This is a genomic window from Humibacillus xanthopallidus, from assembly GCF_044793955.1.
GTDB lineage: Bacteria > Actinomycetota > Actinomycetes > Actinomycetales > Dermatophilaceae > Humibacillus > Humibacillus xanthopallidus_C.
Window position 1 is genome coordinate 4,386,238 of record NZ_CP084995.1, and the last position, 15,319, is coordinate 4,401,556.

Below are 15,319 nucleotides of genomic sequence, written 5' to 3' on the forward strand. Positions count from 1 at the left end.
ACCCCCAGACGCGGCGCCAGTGTGGCAATTCATGTTGAACGCGAGGCAAACTCGCGGCCACTGGCCACCGACCTCCCGGCGGGGCTCAGGGTGCTGCGCAACACACCGACGGCGCTGTCCACGGTGATGGTCCACCTGGCCCGCAACCCGTGGCAGGCGGCGTGGGTGTGCGGTCGTCTGCTGCCGAGAGCCGTCCTCTCGCCCGCCGCCGACCTGGCCGGGGCGACGCCCCTCGGCATCGTGCTGACGGCAGCGGCCGGACGGCGTGACGCCGCAAGGGGCCTGCTCGCCCTCCGTGTCACCACGACGACGGGCCGCGCGCGGGAGCGGGCACTGGCCGCCGGTGCCGCCACTGGCCTCGGGACGCAGGACGCCGAGAGCGCCGCGAGCCACACGGCATACGTCCTCGAGAGCCGTGGTCACCTGCTGCGCGCGCGAGCGAGCCTGGCCGGCCGCCGCGGACCGCTCGTCCGTCGTCATCGACGCTGGCTCGACGGGCAGGCCGCCGTGCTGGGCGGTGCGGCCATCGAGCCCCTGTCAGCGCCTCGCCCGCGTCGCGCCACGTCCTCGAAGGCCGCGGTGCTCCACGTCGTGACCAACGCCCTGCCGGACGTGCAGGCCGGCTACACGATCCGCACGCACGGCATCCTCACCGCCCAGCACGCCGCTGGTCAGCGCGTGGCTGCCGTCACGCCGCCGGGCTGTCCCGTGACCCAGGGCCGGCTCGCCGCCGGCGAGTCGGCCACCCGCGACGGCATCTCCTACCTCCGCTCGCTGCGACCCCACGTCACCGTGTCGCCGGGCGCGCCCGACCGCACCCTCATGGGGCACGCCGACTCCGTGGCGATGCAGGCGACCGCTCGGGGTGCAGAGGTCATCCACGCCCACAGCAACCACCTCAACGCCCAGGCCGCGCTCATCGCCGGTCGTCGGCTCGACCTCCCGGTCGTCTATGAGGTGAGGGGCCTGCTCGAGGAGACCTGGCGCTCCAGGGGTGGCGACCCCACGAGCGACTTCTACCGCTGGACGCGCGAGACGGAGACCCGGTGCATGCAGCTCGCCTCAGCGGTTGTGACCCTGTCGACCGCCATGCATGACGAGGTCGTCGCCCGCGGCATCGACGCGCACCGGGTGCACGTCGTCGGCAACTGCGTCGACGACAGCCTGCTCGCCGCAACGCCGGACGGGGCCACGGCCCGACGCGACCTGGGCATCCCCGCCGATGCCGTCGTCGTGGGCACGGTCTCGACCCTCAACGCCTACGAGGGCATCGACCTGCTCGTCGATGCCGCTGGGCTCATCGACGACGCACGGGTCGTCGTGCTCGTCGTGGGCGACGGTCCGGAGCGCGACACCCTGACCCGCGCGGCAGAGCGTCTGCACCACATGGGAATCCGCACCTCCGTCATGGTGACGGGCCGGCTCCCCCGCGCCGCGGCCCTGGCGGCGCAGGCGGCCATCGACATCTTCTGCGTGCCGCGCCGAGACACCCCGGTGACGGCCCTCGTGCCGCCCCTCAAGCCCGTCGAGGCCATGGCCCTCGGCCGGCCGGTCGTCGCCAGCGACCTGCCGCCCCTCGCCGAGCTCCTTGCGGCCGAGGCTGGTGGTGGGGCTTGCGCTGGGACTGGTGGTGGACCTGGCACCGGCGACCCGCGCGGGGTGCTCGTGCCGGCCGGAGACCTCGAAGCCCTCGCGGCGACCATCGTCGACCTCACGAACGACCCGCGGCGCAGGGAGTCGCTCGGCCGGGCCGGACGCGCCCACGTCGCGAGCCATCGCACGTGGAGTGCGGCCGCCCGTGCCTACGACGACATCTACACCTCCCTCGACGTCGGTCCGGCCCGCACCTCCTCGTCCTCGTCCGCCTCCACGTCCACCTCCACGTCCGGGTCCACGTCGGATCGTCCGGTCCGGCTGGCCTCGTGAGCACCCTGTCGACCCAGCCGGGGGCCGTGGAGGCGACGAGCGACGCGGTCACGCCGCGGCATACCCCCACCCCGCTCTCACCCGAGGAGTCCGCCGAGTTGGCGCGGTCCGCGGGGCTCTCGGAGCTGGGTGTGCGGCCGCCTCGGCGGCACTACCTGCGCGAGATCTGGGATTTCCGGCACCTCGTGTGGCACCTGTCGTCGGCCCAGGCCTACGCGACGAACCAGAACAACCACCTCGGCCAGCTCTGGGCCGTCATCAACCCGCTGCTGCTCGTCGGGTCCTACTACCTCATCTTCGGGGTGCTCCTCGAGACGCGGGGCGGCACCGACAACTACATCGCCTTCCTCACCGTCGGCATCTTCGTGTTCGGCTACTCGGCGTCGGCGGTCATCGCCGGGGCCCGAGCCGTCACGTCCAACATCGGGCTGGTGCGTGCGCTGCGCTTCCCACGCGCGATCCTGCCGATGTCGGTCACGCTCACCCAGCTCTTCGTCAACCTGCCCGCCTTCGCCGTGCTGCTGATCATGATTCCCCTGACGGGAGAGCCGTTCTCGTGGCACTGGCTGCTCTTCGGCCCGGCGCTGCTGCTGCAGACGGTCATCAACCTCGGGATGGCCTTCTTCCTCGCCCGCGTCGTCAACGCGGCTCGTGACACGGCCAACCTCGTGCCGGTTGGCATCCGGCTGGCCCGCTACGTCTCAGGCGTCTTCTTCAGCATCACCCACTACGCCGGCCACGGGATCGTCAGCATGCTGCTGCTCTACCAGCCCTTCGCGGTCACCCTGACGATCGCCCGGGAGGCACTGCTCGAGCAGTATCCGCTGACGTGGTCGAGCTGGGCGGCAGCCGGCCTCTGGGCGCTCGTGCTGGGCGCCGGCGGGCTCGTCTTCTTCTGGCGCGGGGAGGGTCGCTATGGAAGTGACTGAGCCAGCCACCGATCGAGCCGGCGAGCGTCCCGGCGCACCGGCACCGAGCGTGATCTGCTCCGAGCTCGACGTCACCTACACGGTCTTCGGCGCACGCAAGAGGGTGACGACCACCGAGGGCGAGCAGCCATGGCTCGAGCGAATGCTGCAGCGCCGCAAGCAGATCGACGTGGGCGCCGTGCGCAAGGTGCACGCCGTCAAGCAGGTCTCCTTCGTCGTGCGTCATGGCGAGGCCGTCGGCATCATCGGACGCAACGGGTCGGGCAAGAGCACCCTGCTACGCGCCATCGCCGGCCTCATCCCGCCGAGTGGTGGGCGAGCCTGGGCCGCAGGCCGACCCGCCCTCCTCGGCATCAACGCGGTGCTGCTCACCGGCCTCACAGGCTCACGCAACGTCATGATCGGCGGGCTGGCCCTGGGGCTGTCGCCCCGCGAGGTGCGCGAGCGCTACGACGAGATCGTCGAGTTCTCGGGCATCGGCGACTTCGTCGACCTGCCCATGAGCGCCTACTCCTCCGGCATGGGCGCGCGTCTGCGCTTCGCCATCTCGACAGCGGCCGCCCCCGACATCCTCATGATCGACGAGGCCCTCGCGACGGGAGACGCGGAGTTCCAGGCGCGCAGCCGCGAGCGGATCGCGCAGATCCGCGAGCACGCCAGCACCGTCTTCCTCGTCAGCCACTCCAACGCCGCGATCCGGGAGTCCTGCGACCGCGTGCTCTGGATGGACCAGGGCCGGCTCATCATGGACGGCCCCACCGAGCACGTCGTCTCCGCCTACGAGGCGAGCCATCGCAAGGCCGGCCGATGACAGGACGCCACGACTCCCGCGGGCGTGGCGACCGGGCCAGCCGACCCGACCGCGCGCTCGTCATGACCGTCGTCCACCACCCCGAGGACGCCCGGGTCCGGCACCGCGAGATCGGCTCGCTCCTCGAGGCCGGCTTCGAGGTGACGTATGCCGCCCCCTTCGTCGCGCACGGACTGCCCCTACCCGACGTGGCCGGGCTGCGGCCCGTCGACCTCCCGCACGCGAGCGGGCGCACGCGCCGCGAGGCGATGCGGGCGGCGCGGGAGCTGCTGCGCGTCGAGGGCGCCGAGCACGACGTCGTCATCGTGCACGACCCGGAGCTGCTCGTCGCGGCACTCGGGCTGGGGCTGCGCAACCTGCTGTGGGACGTGCACGAGGACACCGTCGCCTCGATCGAGACCAAGGACTGGGTGCCGTCTCGCGCCCGCCGACCGATAATGGCGGCAGCACGGGCCCTCGAGCGGCACGCGGAGCGACGCCACGACCTCATCCTCGCCGAGCACGCCTATGCCGACCGGTTCACCGGCAACCACCTCGTCGTGCCCAACACGGTGCGGGTGCCCGAGACGGTCGCCCCGCCCGGGTGCCACCGAGCGGTCTACCTCGGATCGGTGACGATGCCGCGCGGGGCCGCGACGCTCGTGCAGACCGGCCGTCAGGTCACGGTCGCGCGCAAGGGGCGGATCACGGTCGAGGTCATCGGGCCGGCCCGTGACGCGCGCACCGCCGAGGCGCTCGAGTGGGCGGTCAAGAGCGGGCACCTGCGCCACCACGGCTTCGTGCCGAGCGACGTCGCCCTGCCGATGCTCGACGGGGCGCTCGCCGGCCTCTCCCTGCTCGAGGACCGACCCAACTACCGACACTCGATGCCGACGAAGGTCATCGAGTACATGGCCCACGGCATCCCCGTCATCACGACACCGCTCCCGCTGGCGCGCGACATCGTGACGCGGGCCGGCTGCGGGGTCGTCGTGCCCTTCGGCGACGCCGATGCGACGGCCGCCGCCCTCATCGAGCTGGCTGCGGACCCCGAGCGTCGCGCTGCCCTCGGCCGGGCCGGGCACCGCTACGTGCGCGAGCACCACGACTGGAACGCCGTCGGGCACGAGTTCGTGGCGCACGTCCGCGGCCTCGCTCGCCGCGGCCGCCCCGAGCAGCCGGGGAAACCGACCCCTGCCACCCAGATGCCCTCCGGCCCGGAGGGCCAGCGACCAACCACGGGAGAGACACCATGTTCGACGACGGAATCGCCGTCATCGGTCTCGGCTACATCGGCCTACCGACCTGCGCGGCACTGACCGGGCGCGGCCTGCGGGTCGTCGGGGTCGACGTCAACGCGCGCACGGTCGCCGAGATCAACGCCGGACGGGTGCCGATCGTCGAGCCGAATCTCGACGAGGCGATCCTCGAGGCCGTCGAGCGGGGGCTGCTCACGGCGACCACGGAGGTGCCGCCCGCGTCGGTCTACCTCATCGCCGTGCCGACGCCCTTCCACGGTGACCACGAGCCCGACCTGCGCCACGTGCGTGCCGCCACGGAGGCCATCGCCCCGCAGCTGCGCGGCGGGGAGGTCGTCATCCTCGAGTCGACGTCCCCGCCCGGCACGACAGAGCTCATCTCCGAGTGGATCTCGGACCTGCGACCCGACCTCAAGCTCCCCCACCTGGGGGGCATCCCCGACGTGCACCTCGCGCACTGCCCCGAGCGGGTGCTGCCCGGTCGCATCATGGTCGAGATCTTCACCAACGACCGCGTCGTCGGTGGTCTGACACCGGAGTGCGCCGAGCGCGCCGCCGAGCTCTACCGGACCTTCGTCACCGGCGAGATCGTGCTCACCGACGCGACGTCGGCCGAGATGGCCAAGCTGACCGAGAACGCCTTCCGCGACGTCAACATCGCCTTCGCCAACGAGCTCGCCGAGATCTGCGACCACCTCGGGGTCGACGTGTGGGAGGTCATCTCGATGGCCAACCACCACCCTCGCGTCAACATCCTCCAGCCCGGACCCGGCGTCGGCGGCCACTGCATCGCGGTCGACCCGTGGTTCATCGTCTCGGCCGCACCGGAGCAGGCGCGACTCATCCGGGCAGCGCGCGAGATCAACGACGCTCGCCCGCGCACGGTGCTCACCAAGATCGACGACGCCGTGACGGCCTCGGGGCACGGCGGCGCCGACGGCCGGGTGACCATCGCCTGCCTCGGCCTGGCCTTCAAGGCCGACATCGACGACCTGCGCGAGTCGCCAGCCCTGGCGATCACCGAGACCCTCGCGGCAGAGCACCCCGCTGCCCGCATCCTCGCGGTCGAGCCGCACGTCCGGGCCCTGCCCGACGCCCTCACCGCGCTGCCAAACGTCGAGCTCGTGCCGACGCAGCAGGCCCTGCGTGAGGCTCAGGTCGTCGTGCTGCTCGTGGACCACGCGGACTTCCGCTCGATCAGCCTGGGAGACCTGCGTGGACGCCAGCTCGTCGACACGCGCGGCGTCTGGCGCTGAGCGCCCGGGGCCCGAGCTCCCTTGCGGGAGTGCGGGCCCCGAGATCGGCTCGGTGCCGGGACCGCCTTCCGTCCCAGCACCGGTTCCGGGGTCACGCCGTGACGAGCCGGTCTGCAGCATCCTCGCTGACGAGCGGGTCGAAGTCGGCGGCGCGCCGGCCGACGCCGAGCAGCTCGGCGATGGCGGCGACCGACCGCTCGGCAGCGTGACCGTCACCGTATGGATTCACGGCGTTGGCCATCTCGGCATAGGCCAGACTGTCGTCGAGCAGCTCCTCGACAGCGGCCCGGATGACGCCTCCGTCGGTGCCGACCAGGCGCACGGTGCCGGCCTGCACCGCCTCCGGCCGCTCGGTCGTGTCGCGCATGACGAGCACCGGCTTGCCGAGGCTCGGGGCCTCTTCCTGCACCCCGCCCGAGTCGGTGACGACGACGGTCGCGGCCGCGAGGGCGTGGGCGAACTCGTGGTAGTCGAGCGGCTCGGTGAGCAGCACGTTGTCGAGGGGCGCGAGCAGTGGCTCGATGGCCTCGCGCACGACGGGGTTGCGGTGCATGGGCAGCAGCACCCGCAGCTCGGGCCGGGACGCAGCAAGGTCACGGATCGCGGTGATCGCCTCCACCATGCGGGCCCCCCACGACTCTCGGCGGTGCGCGGTGACGAGCAGCAGGTCTCGACCGGCCCTCGCCTCGTCCACCCACTGCTGCACGCGCGCGTCGCGGAAGGAGACCGGGCGGGCCGTCGTCCACTGCAGCGCGTCGATGACGGTGTTGCCCGTGACGGCGACCTGCGCCGGGTCGATCGCCTCACGCAGCAGGTTGTGACGCGAGGTGCTCGTCGGCGCCAGGTGCAGGGCGGCGAGCGGCGCCGTGAGCCGACGGTTGACCTCCTCGGGAAAGGGCGAGTGCACGTTGCCGGTGCGCAGCCCCGCCTCGAGGTGCACGACGGGGATCCTCTCGTAGAAGGCCGCCAGACCCGTCGAGAGCACCGTCGTGGTGTCGCCCTGCACGACGACCACGTCGGGTCGCTCGGCGGCGAGCAGCTCGGAGGTGGCCTGCACCGTGCGGGCCGTCAGCTGCGCCAGGGTCGCCCCGGGGACCATGAGATCGAGGTCGTGATGGGGCTCGATGCCGAAGAGGGCGTTGACCTGGTCGAGCATCTCGCGGTGCTGACCCGTGACGGCGACGATCGCCGAGAAGCGCTCGTCGGCCTCGAGGGCGGCGACGAGCGGCGCCATCTTGATGGCTTCGGGGCGGGTGCCGTAGACGGTCATGACTCGCTGCATCGCGGTGCTCCTGGGACGTTGCCGAGCCGCCTGTCGGCTCGACCCACCCTCACGATGCCGGACGATCCGAGCGAGATCGGCCGCTCCGGGCGCCTGCACGAAGGGTTCACTCGACCTTCACTCGTCGGTCGCGAATTCGATTGGGAGAAGCCATGATTCGGCCACAATTCGATCTCGCCGTCATCGGCCTGGGCTACGTGGGCATGCCCCTCGCGCAGGCCGCGGTCAACGCGGGACTCGCCGTCGCGGGGCTTGACTCGAGCGCTGCCGTCGTCGACTCCCTGACTGCGGGTCGCTCGCACGTCGACGACCTGCCCGACGAGGACGTGGCCAAGATGCTCGCCGCCGGCTTCGAGCCGACGACCGATGCCACGATCCTCGCCGAGGCCGCCGTCACCGTCATCTGCGTGCCCACCCCGCTCGGCGCCGAGGGCGGGCCCGACCTCACTGCCGTGCGGTCCGCCGCCGCGACGATCGCTCGACACCTGCGGCCCGGAGCCCTCGTCGTCCTCGAGTCCACGACCTACCCTGGCACGACCGACGAGGTCGTGCGGCCGCTGCTCGAGGCGAGCGGCCTCGTCGCCGGCGCCGACTTCCACCTCGCCTTCTCGCCGGAGCGTGTGGACCCCGGCAACGCGGCATACGGCATCGGCAACACCCCCAAGGTGGTCGGCGGCCTCACGCCGGGCTGCACGGAGGTGGCGTGCGACTTCTACGCCCTCTTCGTCGACACCGTCGTGCCGACGAAGGGCACCCGCGAGGCCGAGACCGCCAAGCTCCTCGAGAACACCTACCGTCACATCAACATCGCCCTCGTCAACGAGATGGCGCGCTTCTGTCACGAGCTCGGCATCGACCTCTGGGACGCGATCGCCGCCGCGCGCACGAAGCCCTTCGGCTTCCAGGCCTTCTACCCCGGCCCCGGCGTCGGTGGCCACTGCATCCCCATCGACCCGAACTACCTGTCGCACAACGTGCGAACCCGGCTCGGCTACCCCTTCCGCTTCGTCGAGCTCGCTCAGGAGATCAACGCGTCGATGCCGGCCTACGTCGTGCGGCGGGCGCAGGACGCCCTCAACGAGGACGGCAAGGCGCTGCGCGGCTCGCGGGTGCTGCTGCTCGGCGTCACCTACAAGCCCGACATCGCCGACCAGAGGGAGTCGCCCGCGGTGCATGTCGGCAGGCGCCTGCTCGACCTCGGGGCGACCGTGCAGTTCCACGACCCGCTGATCCGGCGCTGGGAGGCCCTCGGCCACGAGGTCGCCGCGGCGACCGACCTCGAGGCCGCCGTGTCGGAGGCCGACCTCACGGTGCTGCTCCAGCAGCACCGCGGCTACGACGTCGAGGACCTGGCTCGCCGGTCACGGCGCTTCCTCGACACCCGCGGCGTCGCGACGCCGGGCCCACGGGTCGAGCGCCTCTGACGGGTCGGGCATCGCCGTCGTCCCTGCCGGGCTCGCGGCCCACACGTGCCACGCCCGGGCGGTCGGCGCAATGGTCGCGCGGCCCACCACCGCGGGTCGGCACTGGCACGAGAGCCCACGCCGGTGGCCGCACGTCGCTGCCATGGTGACAAAACGGGCACCACCGACGATGCCCCGAGACCGGAGGCGACGATGACGTCGACACGCACCCTCACCCTGGCCGTCCCCGCACGGGCCGTCCGCGCGATCGGGGCCCTGCTGGCCCTCGTGCTCGCCGCGGCCGTGGCGATCCTCGGCACGACGCCCCCACCGGCTCAGGCGGCGACCCTGCAGCAGGTGGCGAGCTTCGGGAGCAACCCGGGCGGGCTGACGATGTTCAGCTACCGCCCCGACGGGTTGCCCGCAGGCGCCCCCGTGGTCGTCCAGCTGCACGGCTGCACCCAGGACGCCGCGACCTACTTCGCGAGCTCCGGCTGGCGCACCTTCGCCGACCGCCACGGCTTCGCGCTCGTCCTGGCGCAGCAGAGCACGGCCAACAACTCCAACAAGTGCTTCAACTGGTTCGAGGCCGGCGACGTCGCCAGGGGTCAGGGCGAGGCCGCGAGCATCGCGTCGATGGTCGGGCACGCCGTCACGGCCTACGGCTCGGACCGCTCGCGCGTCTACGTCACCGGGCTCTCCGCGGGCGGCGCCATGACCGCCGTCATGCTGGCGGCCTACCCCGACCTGTTCGCCGGAGGCTCGATCAACGCCGGCCTGCCCTACCGGTGCGCGACGTCGGTCGTCGCCGCCTTCTCGTGCATGACCCCCGGCGTCGACAAGTCACCGACGGCGTGGGGTGACCTCGTGCGAGGCGCGTATGCCGGCTGGTCGGGCACCCGGCCCAGGGTGGCCATCTGGCAGGGCCAGTCGGACACCACGGTTGCGCCCCTGAACGGCGGTGAGCTGCGAGACCAGTTCACCAACGTCCTCGGCGTCTCCCAGACGCCCACGTCGACCGGGTCCATCACCGCGGGCGTCACCTGGGCCGACTACGGCGGCAAGGTCCGGCTGACGACGATCGCCGGCATGGGCCACGGCACCCCCGTCGACCCCGGCACGGCCGCCGACCAGTGCGGCACAGCGGGCGCCTACTTCCTCGACACCGTCTGTGCCGCCTACCACGACGTGCAGTTCTTCGGCCTGGCCGGTGGCACGCTGCCGCCCCCGTCGACGACGACCACCACGGCGGCCCCCACCACCTCGACCACGTCCACGGCCCCGACGACCACCACCACGACGACGGCTCCCGCCCCGGCCTGCGTCACGTCGAGCAACTACGCCCACGTCGTGGCGGGTCGCGCCTACCAGTCGGGCGGCTACGCCTACGCGGTCGGCTCGAAGCAGCTGCTCGGCCTCTACAACACCTTCTACACGGCGACCCTCAGGGAGAGCTCACCCGGCTACTGGCAGAAGTGCTGACCCGAAACGGCGCCCCCACCCCCTCGAGTGGCCGCGGAACCCGACCCGCCGCGGCCCGACAGCCCACCCGCGCTGCGAACGTGACCCTCGAGACTCTTGACCGGTGCGACGATGCTGGTGGCGGTTGCGGTGCGACGATGACGGCGTGGCCGATGCCGAGATCCCCGAAGTCACCGACTTCCTTGCCGAGCACGCCCCCTTCGCCGCCGTGCCGAGGGCCGAGCTCGAGCGGCTCGCCCGCCGGCTGACCGTCCGCTACGCCCGACGCGGCACCCGGCTCATGGCCGTCGGGCGGGCCAACGACGAGGTCTTCGTGGTGCGCAGCGGAGCCGTCCAGATCACCGACGACAACGGCACCCTCGTCAGCCGCGGCGGAGAGGGTGCCGCGTTCGGCACGACGGCGCTCGACGGCCAGGCCTCCCGGTTCGACGTCGAGGCGATCGAGGACAGCCTCCTGCTCGTCCTGCCCGCGGCCGTCTTCCGCGAGCTGGCCGCGGCGCACCCCGTCGTCGGCGACTACTTCTCGCAGCAGCGGGCGGCGCGCCTGCGCCACGCCCTGCAGACGATGCCGCACAGCGAGCAGCGCAGCGCGGTGCTCCAGACCCGCCTGCGCGACCTGCTGCGCCGCGAACCGATCTCGACCACGGGTGACGCCACGATCCGGGAGGCGGCGCAGCTGATGGCCCGCGAGCAGGTGTCGTCACTGCTCGTCGTCGACGGAGCCCGACTCGTCGGCATCGTCACCGACCGTGACCTGCGCACGCGGGTGCTCGCCGCCGGGCTCGACACGTCGCAGCCCGTGAGCGCCATGATGACGACCCACCCCGTCACCGCAGGACCCGACGACATCGCGATGGAGCTCATCCTCGAGATGACCTCGCGCAACATCCACCACATGCCGGTCGTCGACCAGGGCCCCGGAGCAACTCCTCTGGGCATGCTGACGAGCACCGACCTCATGCGGCTCGAGCGGGCCAACCCGATCCACCTCGTCGGCGACATCGCCAAGGCCGACGACCTCGACACGCTCGTCGCCCTGAGCCAGCGCCTGCCGCGGATCATCGACCAGCTCGTGCACGAGGACGCCACCGCCGACGGCATCGGCCGCATCGTCACCGCCGTGGGCGACGCCATCGAGCAACGGCTCATCCACCTCGCCGAGCGCACGCTGGGACCCAGCCCGGCGGCATACGCCTGGGTCGTGCTCGGGTCACAGGCCCGGCTGGAGCAGGGGCCGGGCAGCGACCAGGACAACGCCCTCGTGCTCAGCGACGACGTGACACCTGCGGACGCACCGTGGTTCGAGGCCCTGGCGCGCTTCGTCGTGGACGGGCTCGTCGCGTGCGGCTACCCCCGGTGCCCCGGCGACATCATGGCCACCAACCCACGGTGGCGTCAGCCGCTGCGGGAGTGGAAGCGCACGTTCGCGCAGTGGATCGACGAGCCGGTGCCCGATGCGATCCTGCGGTCGGCCATCTTCTTCGACCTGCGCGTCGTCCACGGTGACCCCGCGCTCGTCGAGGAGCTGCAGGAGCAGATCCGGCGGTCTGCACCGCGCAGCAGCCGCTTCCTCGCCCACCTCGCGCGCAACGCCGCCGCCAACGAGCCGCCGCTCGGCTTCTTCCGCGGCTTCGTCCTCGAGCGCGAGGGCGAGCACAAGGACAGGCTCGACCTCAAGCGCGGCGGCTTCCACGCCGTCGTCGAGGTCGCTCGCGTGCACACCCTGTCGCGAGGCCTGCCCCAGGTGAGCACCCTCTCGCGCATCACGGCGGCTGCAGGTGCGGGCGGGCTCGGGGCCGAGAGTGCCGCCGACCTGCACGATGCCTTCGAGTTCATCCGCTACGTCCGACTTCTCCATCAGGCCAAGCAGATTCGCTCCGGAGAGGCGCCGGACAACTTCGTGGCGCCGAGCGAGCTCAGCAGCTTCGAGAAGCGCCACCTGCGCGACGCCTTCCAGATCGTGCGCACGGCTCAGCAGATGATCCTGCAGAGCCACCCCCTCGGACACCTCACGTGATGCTGTCGCGCCTCGGTGCCGACCGCCGACGCGCCCGCTGGGCGGGCCAGGCGCCGCCCGGCCCCGTGCGCGACTATCTCGCGACCCCTCCACCCGGGCCGCGCACCGACGTCGCCGACCTCCGGCTGCTCGCGCTGGACCTCGAGACCACCGGCCTCGACCCCCGCAGCGACCACATCCTCTCTGTCGGCTTCGTGCCCGTCGACGGACGGCAGATCGTCCTCTCGGGCGCCGAGCACCTGCTCTGTCGCGCGGAGGTGGAGGTCGGCCAGAGCGCGACCATCCACGGCATCACCGACGACGCCCTCGCCGAGGGCATCGACCTGCGCACCCTCGTCGAACGCGTCGCGACGGCGCTCACCGGTCGAGCACTGCTCGCCCATCACGCGGTCATCGAGACGGAGTTCCTCTCGGCCGCCTGCGAGCGCGAGCTGGGCGTGCCGCTCCCGATGACGGCGGTCGACACGATGCAGCTGCACAGCCGTGTGCTGCGCAGCAACGCCGGGGAGGGGCTCCCGCAGGGCGCCCTGCGCCTGCCCACCGCGCGCGCCCACCTCGGCCTCCCCCGGTATGCCGCGCACGAGGCGCTCACCGACGCCCTCGCCTGCGCCGAGCTCTACCTCGCCCAGGTCGACCGGCTGAGCGGCGGCCAGCCGATGTCGCTCAAGGCCCTCCAGCGCTAGGACCCCGGGCGGAGGACGCCGCGGCACGGCGCGGCCGCGCGACCGGGCCCACCACCCGGTCGCGCCGACCTCACACCTGCTCCCCGGGCTGGCCGGGTTGCACCGGGCCGATCCGATACGGCCGCATCATCTCGTTGTCCTCGTGCTCGACGATGTGGCAGTGCCAGACGAACTGCCCCGGGTGGTTGAACCTCGCCTTGATGCGGGTGACCTCGCCGGGGTAGGCGATGACGGTGTCCTTGAAGCCGCTCTCCCACGCCTCGGGCGGGCGCGGGTCGCCCACGAGCCGGGACGGCGGCTCGGTCTCACCCTCCTCGTCGGTCACCAGAGCCTGACGGTCGATCACCTCGAACGTGGTCTCGTGGACGTGCATGGGGTGGGCGTCGGCGGTGAAGTTGTGGAACTCCCAGATCTCGGTGTCGCCGACGGCCGGGTTCTCGGTGACCGGTTCCTCCCACATGGAGTGGACCGGCATGCCGTCGCCATCCACGGCGCCCAACAGGGCTTCCGCAGGACCGTCCCAGGACATCGACATCATCTCGATGAGGGCCAGGGGGCGCGTGACGGTGCTGGCAGGCAGTGGGGTGATGGGCGGCAGGGTGAGGAACTGCGGAGGCGTGGTCGGATCCGGCGCGACCGCGGGGACGACCCGGAACTGCAGGACCCGACCGGTCGTGTCCGGATCGGCGACCTCGAAGTGCTCGTCGTCCGACTCGCCGCCGACGGCCGGCTCTCCGCCACCGAAGGGCTCGTCCGGTCCGAGGTTGCCCAGCACGTAGCTCCCCACCGGGACGTTGGTGAAGTCGACGATGAGGTCAGCCCGCTCGGCCAGCCCCATGAGCAGCCGGTTGCCGTTGGTCGCGGTGAGGTTCACGGGTGCGGCCAGGAAGCCGCCTTCGTTGCCGACGGCCCAGACCTCGACACCCACGACGTCGGCGAAGTCGAGGATCAGGAAGCGGGACTGGCAGCCGTTGAGGAAGCGCAGCCGGTAGCGGCGCTGCTCGACGACCTGGAACGGCCACGTGTTGCCGTTGACCATGATCGTGTTGCCGAAGAACTCCGGGTTCCAGATCGGGGAGAGGTCCGTGACCGGGATGAAGCCCGGGTCGTGCGCCGTGGCACCGTCGAAGAACTCGCGGCTGTCGGGGTAGAAGAGGGAGCCGTCCTCGTTGAACGCGCGGTCCTGGATCGCGATCGGGATCTCGTAGTAGGTCTTGTTGGGAGGGAACTTGTCTCCCTCCATCGGCGCGGGCCCGGGGAGCACGGCCGTTCGGCCGGAGCGGCTGTCGAGGATGGCCTTCTCTCCCTCGGGACCTCCTCGGACGAGGAAGAAGCCCGCCGGACCGGCGTAGACGTTGAGGCGGGTCATGCCCAACGTGTGGTCGTGATACCAGAGCGTCGACTCACGCTGGTCGTTCGGGTACTGGAAGACCGCGAATCCCGGCCCCCACGTGGCATCGAAGCTGGTCGACGCCTTGCCGGCGAAGAAGTCGTACCACGTGCCCTCGGTCGCGTAGCCCGCCGGGACGTCGTTCGCCGCCGGCAGGAACCACGCCTCGGCGTAGCCGTCGCTCTCGTCGCCGACTCCGACCGCGCCGTGCAGATGCGTCACCAGGGGCACGGGTCCGGTGTACGAGGTGTACTGCGTTTCCGGGTCGGTGAACTCCGCCACGGGCACGTAGGTGTGTCCTGCGAGGTCCGGACGCGTGTCGCGACCGCTCTCGCCACCGGACGGGTTGGCCCAGTGCAGGGTCGGGTCGACCGGCAGCAGGTGTGGCAGGTAGTTGCCGTCGGCGTCGACGAGATCGTTGATCCACTTGACGCGCACCGGACGGTCCCACTTCGACTCGATCGTGAGCGACGGTGCGTTGTGGATCAGCAGACCCTTCTTGTTGGCAGATCTCACTGCGCCGTAGCCCCAGACGGTCGTCGCGGGCAGCCCCGCCGGAAGGATCTGCTGCGAGATCTGCTTCACCGAGATCTCGTAGTAGTCGGCCGGTTTGCCACCCTTCAGCCTGATGGTGGCTGCTCGTGGCATCACCGGCGGTATGAGCAGTGGCGTCACGAACTTCGGCAGGGCCGCGGGGTCGAGGCTCCCCCCGGGGATGGCCGCCACCGCCTGTCTCGTCCCTCCCGGCGTGTAGGCGTAGAGCACGAAGCCTGCCCCGGCGACTCCCGCCGCCCTGATGAACGCGCGCCGACTCAGCGGTCGACGTCCCACTGCACCAAGATCTTTCATCCCGGTCACCACCCAGTTCCTCACAACTGACCGATGGCGTGTCCCCGCGCAAG

General features: G+C 71.7%; 11 protein-coding genes. 9 read left to right on the top strand and 2 right to left on the bottom strand.

Going from position 1 to position 15,319, the window contains the following annotated elements; genetic code table 11:
- Positions 1–90 precede the first annotated feature (90 nt).
- The 5 genes from LG278_RS19760 to wecC are packed head-to-tail and all read left to right on the top strand — an operon-like array spanning position 91 to position 6,160.
- The gene (locus LG278_RS19760) at positions 91–1,926 is read left to right on the top strand and encodes a glycosyltransferase family 4 protein (RefSeq protein WP_404389319.1); all 1,836 of its coding nucleotides are present in this window, start codon (positions 91–93) and stop codon (positions 1,924–1,926) included.
- Positions 1,923–2,855: an ABC transporter permease gene (locus LG278_RS19765; protein WP_404389320.1), complete on the top strand. Its 933-nt coding sequence runs from the start codon at positions 1,923–1,925 to the stop codon at positions 2,853–2,855. Before LG278_RS19760 ends, LG278_RS19765 begins: the two co-directional genes overlap by 4 nt.
- Positions 2,842–3,666, top strand: coding sequence for an ABC transporter ATP-binding protein (locus LG278_RS19770; protein ID WP_404389321.1), 825 nt, complete (start codon positions 2,842–2,844; stop codon positions 3,664–3,666). The genes LG278_RS19765 and LG278_RS19770 overlap by 14 nt, the downstream gene beginning before the upstream one ends.
- Positions 3,663–4,964 carry a glycosyltransferase gene (locus LG278_RS19775; protein ID WP_404389322.1) on the top strand — a complete coding sequence of 434 codons (1,302 nt, stop codon included), beginning with the start codon at positions 3,663–3,665 and terminating at the stop codon, positions 4,962–4,964. The genes LG278_RS19770 and LG278_RS19775 overlap by 4 nt, the downstream gene beginning before the upstream one ends.
- A complete protein-coding gene (gene wecC, locus LG278_RS19780) occupies positions 4,898–6,160 on the top strand; it encodes a UDP-N-acetyl-D-mannosamine dehydrogenase (protein WP_404389323.1) in 1,263 nt (420 codons plus the stop codon). The genes LG278_RS19775 and wecC overlap by 67 nt, the downstream gene beginning before the upstream one ends.
- Positions 6,161–6,251: 91 nt before the next feature.
- On the opposite strand, the gene wecB is transcribed toward wecC, so the two are convergent.
- Positions 6,252–7,442 (bottom strand): non-hydrolyzing UDP-N-acetylglucosamine 2-epimerase, encoded by a 1,191-nt coding sequence (gene wecB / locus LG278_RS19785; protein ID WP_404389324.1) that lies wholly within the window; start codon positions 7,440–7,442, stop codon positions 6,252–6,254.
- Positions 7,443–7,594: 152 nt separating this feature from the next.
- Here wecB and LG278_RS19790 point away from each other — a divergent pair, with 152 nt between their 5' ends.
- From LG278_RS19790 to LG278_RS19805, 4 genes are all read left to right on the top strand, one after another.
- Complete coding sequence (locus LG278_RS19790; RefSeq protein ID WP_404389325.1) at positions 7,595–8,866, top strand: nucleotide sugar dehydrogenase; 1,272 nt, start codon at positions 7,595–7,597, stop codon at positions 8,864–8,866.
- A gap of 192 nt (positions 8,867–9,058) precedes the next feature.
- Positions 9,059–10,327 carry an alpha/beta hydrolase family esterase gene (locus tag LG278_RS19795; RefSeq protein ID WP_404389326.1) on the top strand — a complete coding sequence of 423 codons (1,269 nt, stop codon included), beginning with the start codon at positions 9,059–9,061 and terminating at the stop codon, positions 10,325–10,327.
- Between the two features lie 145 nt (positions 10,328–10,472).
- A complete protein-coding gene (locus LG278_RS19800; RefSeq protein ID WP_404389327.1) occupies positions 10,473–12,344 on the top strand; it encodes a DUF294 nucleotidyltransferase-like domain-containing protein in 1,872 nt (623 codons plus the stop codon).
- Positions 12,344–13,027 (top strand): exonuclease domain-containing protein, encoded by a 684-nt coding sequence (locus tag LG278_RS19805; RefSeq protein WP_404389328.1) that lies wholly within the window; start codon positions 12,344–12,346, stop codon positions 13,025–13,027. Before LG278_RS19800 ends, LG278_RS19805 begins: the two co-directional genes overlap by 1 nt.
- A gap of 70 nt (positions 13,028–13,097) precedes the next feature.
- Here the strand turns inward: LG278_RS19805 and LG278_RS19810 are convergent, their stop codons facing one another.
- Positions 13,098–15,248, bottom strand: coding sequence for a multicopper oxidase family protein (locus LG278_RS19810; protein WP_404389329.1), 2,151 nt, complete (start codon positions 15,246–15,248; stop codon positions 13,098–13,100).
- Positions 15,249–15,319: the final 71 nt, after the last annotated feature.